General features: G+C 54.9%; 5 protein-coding genes. All 5 read left to right on the top strand.

All coding sequences use genetic code 11. The features are described 5' to 3' along the window. Window positions 1–409: transketolase C-terminal domain-containing protein (locus Q0L39_RS10895; protein WP_296629133.1), on the top strand; the 409-nt coding region annotated here is incomplete at its 5' end. A 21-nt stretch (window positions 410–430) separates the two neighbouring features. After that, the gene (locus Q0L39_RS10890) at window positions 431–1,228 is read left to right on the top strand and encodes a TlyA family RNA methyltransferase (protein ID WP_296629131.1); all 798 of its coding nucleotides are present in this window, start codon (window positions 431–433) and stop codon (window positions 1,226–1,228) included. A gap of 25 nt (window positions 1,229–1,253) precedes the next feature. Next, window positions 1,254–2,096, top strand: a complete 843-nt coding sequence (locus tag Q0L39_RS10885) for an NAD(+)/NADH kinase (protein WP_296629129.1) — start codon at window positions 1,254–1,256, stop codon at window positions 2,094–2,096. Window positions 2,097–2,098: 2 nt separating this feature from the next. After that, on the top strand, window positions 2,099–2,554 hold the full coding sequence (gene argR, locus Q0L39_RS10880; RefSeq protein WP_296629127.1) for an arginine repressor: 456 nt from the start codon (window positions 2,099–2,101) through the stop codon (window positions 2,552–2,554). 12 nt (window positions 2,555–2,566) lie between these two features. After that, window positions 2,567–4,228: a DNA repair protein RecN gene (gene recN / locus Q0L39_RS10875; protein ID WP_296629126.1), complete on the top strand. Its 1,662-nt coding sequence runs from the start codon at window positions 2,567–2,569 to the stop codon at window positions 4,226–4,228. Window positions 4,229–4,368 lie beyond the last annotated feature (140 nt).

Here is a 4,368-nt window from a genome sequence, read left to right as displayed (position 1 = left end):
CTTCGACCCGAAGGCGGACTGGCAGCTGTTCGGAGAGGAGCAGGCGCCGGTGGTGCTGGTGACCTATGGGCGCATCTGCTCAGAGGTGATTTCTGCAATGGAGTTGTTGCAGCAGCAGGGAATTTCGGCGGCAGTGATAAAGCTTGGACGCATTCTGCCTTTGCCACAGCAGGCGGTACAGGCGGCGCTGAAAGCACAGGATGTCTTTTTTGTGGAGGAAGGCATCAAAAATGGCGGAATCGGCCAACTGTTTGGTCAGGCTCTGCTGGAACAGGATTATAAAGGAAGATACCGGATTGCTGCTGTGGATAATCGCTTTATCGAGCAGGCAACAGTGGCAAGGGCAACCACTCTGGCTGGGTTGGATGCCAATGGCATCGCGGACAGCTGTCTGCGATGGCTGGGATAGATTTTTTTGGAGGGAACGCATTTGAAACAGCGTTTAGATGTCGCTTTGGTGGAAAGAGGACTGATCGCAAGCCGTGAGAAGGCGAAGGTTGTCATCATGGAAGGGCTTGTGTACGTCAATGGGCAGAAGTCGGACAAGGCCGGCGCCCAGATCAAGGACGACGATAAGATTGAAATTCGCGGCGAAACGATGCGCTATGTCAGCCGCGGCGGAAAAAAACTGGAAAAAGCCATGCAGGTCTTTCCAATCTCGCTGGATGGCTGTGTGTGCATCGACATCGGCGCATCGACCGGCGGTTTTACCGACTGTATGCTGCAAAACGGCGCTGTCAAGGTCTACTCGGTGGATGTCGGTTACGGACAGCTGGCATGGTCGCTGCGCAACGATGAGCGCGTTGTCAACCTTGAGCGCACCAACATCCGCTATGTCACCGACGAGCAGATTCCCGAACCGGTGGACTTTATCTCGGTGGATGTGTCGTTTATCTCGCTGACGCTGGTATTGCCGGTGGCGTGGCGTCTGCTCAGGGAAGGCGCACAGATGGTCTGCCTGGTCAAACCTCAGTTTGAAGCGGGCAAGGACAAGGTCGGCAAAAAAGGAGTGGTTCGGGAACCCTCCATCCACCGCGAAGTGATCGAAAAGGTGGCTGGCTGTGCAGCCGAGCTGGGATTTGCGCTGCGCGGACTTGACTATTCGCCGATCAAGGGACCGGAAGGCAACATCGAGTATCTGCTGTTTTTGCAGAAGGGCGGAGAAGAGAATGTGCTCTCCGAGGAACTGATCGCACAGGTTGTGAGTCAAGCTCATGAGAATCTCTAGTGGCGAGGACGACGGGAGGAAACCGATGAATATTCTGCTGATCCCCAATCTGGGGAAGAAAAATGCGTTTGAATGTACCTGCGAGGTTGTCCGCCAGCTGGATAGCTATGGATGCAGCTGCTATCTGTTCGAGGACAAGGTGGCTGCCTTTGCAGACATCCCCGTCAAGCCGTATCACGGAGGGCCGGTGGATATGATTATCTCGATCGGCGGCGACGGAACACTGATCCACGCCTCCCGCCATGCGGTACAGCTGGATTGTCCGGTGCTGGGCATCAATGCCGGACGGGTGGGCTTTTTGACCGAGATGGAGTATACTGCGCTGGATCAACTGAAGGATGTGGTGGAGGGACGCTACACCATCCAGCCGCGAATGATGCTGCACGCTTCGGTCATCAAACCGGACCGCCGCTTAGAAATTTCCGCGCTCAACGACGTGGTCTTTTCCCGCGGAGAGTCGGACCGGATGGTCGACATCAGCGTCGAGATGAAAAACGGATTCACCACCTGTTATCGTGCGGACGGACTGATCTTTTCCACACCTACCGGCTCCACAGCCTATGCGCTGAGCGCCGGCGGACCGATTGTCTATTCGTCCATCGAGTGCATCTCGATCACGCCAATTTGTCCATATTCGCTGTTTTCCCGTTCGATCCTCTACGCTTCGGACGAGGTGTTCACTGTACGGGGAAGGTACATCAACAATTCCGAGGTTTTGTACATGTCGTCGGACGGAGAAGCGCGCATCCGCATCGACCCGTGCGACAGCGTTGTTATTTCCAAGGATGAAAAATACGTCAAGTTTGTCAACTTCGGCTCCAAGAGCTACTATGAAAAACTGAACAAAAAAATTATTGGGAGGGGATAGAAATGAAATCGAAACGTCATGCTAAAATTCTGGAACTGATCTCGGAATATAAGATTGATACCCAGGAGGAACTGCAGGATCGGCTGAATAAAGAAGGCTTCAGCGTGACCCAGGCGACCGTCTCCCGCGACATCAAGGAGCTGCGTCTGATCAAGACACAGTGCACCGACGGAACCTATCGCTACACCATCCACAGCGACAAAAACAGCAAGGCGGACCTTTCGTTCAAGTTCCACGCCATCTTTTCCGAGGCTGTCAACAGCGTGGTCTATGCACAGAATCTGGTGGTGGTCAAATGCTACACCGGCATGGCAAACGCTGCCTGTGCGGCGCTGGATTCGATCCACTGGGACGGTCTGGTCGGCACCATTGCCGGCGACGATACCATCCTGCTGGTGATGAAGGACGAAAAATATGCCCAGAGCATCACAGAAGAGCTCAATAAACTGGCACAGTAGCGGGTATCCAACATGTTGTCACAGTTGTACATCAAAAATATCGCCGTGATCTCCGAGGCCACCATCGACTTCGGTCCGCGCTTTAATGTGTTTACCGGTGAAACGGGCGCCGGCAAAACCATCCTGGTGTCGGCAATCAACGGCGTTTTGGGTGCGCGCCTCTCCCGCGATATTATCCGCAGCGGCGAGGACACCGCCTGCGTTTCGGCTCTCTTTACCGGATTGCGGCCGGATGTCTGCCAGAAAATTGAGGAGCTGGGCTTTGAGATGGACGACGACAGCCTGCTGCTCTCCCGCGAGATCGGCAGCAAAAATATCTGCAAGGTCAACGGCCGTCCTGCAACGGTGCAGCTGCTGCGGGAGATCGCCACGCTGCTCATCGACATCCACGGGCAAAAGGACAACCACAAGCTGCTGGTTCCCGAAAACCACATCAGCTACATCGACCAGTTCGGTCAGCTGGAAGGGTATCTGCAAAACTACCGCGTGCTGTACGAACAGATTCTGGATGTGCGCCACCGGCTGGAACAGTGCAGCCGCCGCGACAGGGAAAAGCAGCAGCGCATCGACCTGCTCACCTATCAGGTCGGAGAGATCGAGCGCGCCAATCTGCGCGCAGGCGAGGAAGAAGAACTGACGCTGCGCCGCGACCAGATCGCCAATGCCGAAAAGATCATCCAGCTGTTAAGTCAGTCCAAACAGCTGCTGGACGGAGAAGAGGAGATGCCCGGCATTGTGCAGCAGTTTGAGGAGCTGACCGGCAATCTGGGCAAGCTCGCCCACTTTTTGCCGCAGCTTGGCGAGCTTTCGGTGCGCATGGAGGAGATCGGCTATGAAATCGCCGACTGCGGCAGCGATTTGAGCAGCTGTCTGGACAGGGTCGATTACAGCGCCGAGGAGCTCGAACAGATCGAGGAACGGCTGGATTTGATCCATAAGCTCAAGCGCAAGTACGGCAACTCGGTGGAGGAGATTTTGGAGTACCTGCAAAAAAGCAGGGAACAGCTGGAACAGTTTACCCTGTCGGAGGAAAAGGCCGAGGAATTGCAGGCGGAATATCTGCGCTTAAAACCGCTGGTGCAGGAGGCAGCCGATATGCTGACCGCCCAGCGTCACCGCGCGGCAAAGGAGTTTTTGTCGCGGGTAAAAAAGGAGCTGGAATTTCTCAACATGCCTTCGGTGCGTCTGAGCGTCAGCGCGGGCCGCAGCGGCTGGAAGCCCGACGGTCAGGATGAGCTGGAATTTTTAATCAGCTCCAACGCCGGCGAGGAGCCAAAGCCGCTGGCAAAAATCGCCTCGGGCGGTGAGCTTTCCCGCGTGATGCTGTCGATTAAAAATGTGCTGGCCGAAAAGGACCAGATCGCGACCGCCATCTTCGACGAGATCGACACCGGCGTCAGCGGCAAGGCTGCCCAGAAGATCGGTCAGAAGTTAAGCGAGGTTTCGCGCAACCGGCAGGTCATCTGCGTCACCCATCTGGCACAGGTCGCCGTCTTTGCCGACCATCATCTGCTCATCCACAAGCAGGAGGAGCAGGGCAGAACCTTTACCCGCATCGCACTGCTCAGCGAGGAGCAGCGGGTCGAGGAAATTGCGCGGATGATTTCGGGCGACAATCTCACCGATACCGCCATGGAAAACGCAAAAGAGATGCTCACATTGGCAAAACAATAAATGGGAGGGAAAACACAGAGTTTTCCCTCTTTTTTATGCAAAATTTCGGTATATTTTTGCAATCAAAGCCGCTCCCATTACCCATTTTGACCCCTGAAATGGGTAATGGAAATTTCAAAAAAGATGCTGTATAATAAAGG

The sequence above is a fragment of the uncultured Negativibacillus sp. genome (assembly GCF_944388365.1).
Taxonomy (GTDB): Bacteria; Bacillota; Clostridia; order Oscillospirales; family Ruminococcaceae; genus Negativibacillus.
The sequence above is the reverse complement of the archived record's forward strand: the minus strand, read 5'-3'. Positions and strand labels throughout refer to the sequence as shown.